This is a genomic window from Corallococcus sp. CA054B (assembly GCF_003611625.1).
Lineage (GTDB): Bacteria > Myxococcota > Myxococcia > Myxococcales > Myxococcaceae > Corallococcus > Corallococcus coralloides.
In genome coordinates, this window is record NZ_RAVY01000416.1 from 1 (window position 1) to 857 (window position 857).

At 73.9% G+C, this 857-nt stretch carries 1 protein-coding gene; it reads left to right on the plus strand.

The window, feature by feature from the left end; genetic code table 11:
• The first annotated feature begins 226 nt into the window (after positions 1-226).
• Positions 227-646: a hypothetical protein gene (locus D7V80_RS41105; protein ID WP_120593162.1), complete on the plus strand. Its 420-nt coding sequence runs from the start codon at positions 227-229 to the stop codon at positions 644-646.
• The last annotated feature ends 211 nt before the right edge of the window (positions 647-857 follow it).

Consider the following 857-nt stretch of genomic DNA (forward strand, 5'->3'; position numbering starts at 1 on the left):
GCCGGGGCCTTGGCGGCGGGGGCGCGGCGACGGGAACGGGAGGGAGGCACGGGCGACGGAACTCCTGGCGCGAAGGGGCGTGACGCTGGCGCGCCCAACCTAGCCGATGCGGCCAGGAGGGACGCCCGGAATGAAAACACCGTTCCCTTGTCATCGTGTTTCGGCGGTGCCCCCTGCCTGCCTTGACACTCCCGGGGGCCGACAGTAAGCCAGCCGGGACCCTCAGATGCTCTCGCGCGCCCACACCCTTGCCCGCCTCACCGCGATGCTGCTCGTCGCGCTCTGGGGTGCCCAGCCGCTGGGTCTGGCGCTGCACGTGGAGCAGCACGCGCACCGGTTCTGTCCGCAGCACCAGACGTTCGAGGAGGACGCGCGGCGCGCGAACCCCGCGCTGTCCCGCTTCTCCGAGCGCGACCCCGTCGTCGCCTCCGTCCCGCCCGCCGTGGCGGACGCGACGGGCCTCAACCACGAGACGTGCCCGCTGCTCACGGCCGCCCCGCAGGCGGGGGTGCTCCCGAGCGCGGACGTCGCTTCCGCTTCGGCGTGCGTGGAGAGCAATCACCCGGCCACCGCGCCGCCCCGCTCCTTCGCGCCGCTCGCCGTCCTCGACATCGCGCCCAAGGCCTCGCCTCCGACGCACGCGTAGTCCCCGCGTGTCGTGTCGTGAAGCAGGTCATCAGGTCGACGGTCGTCGCGGGGCGCGCATGCGCATGCCCCACGGCCGGCCGGTTCCGAGGAGCAAACATCCGTGTCATCCCTTCCGCGCAGGAATCCCCGCGCCCTCGCCGTCGTGCTCGCAGCGCAGCTGTCCGCGAGCGCGGCGTGGGCCCAGCAGGCAGCGCCGCCCACCACCGGGT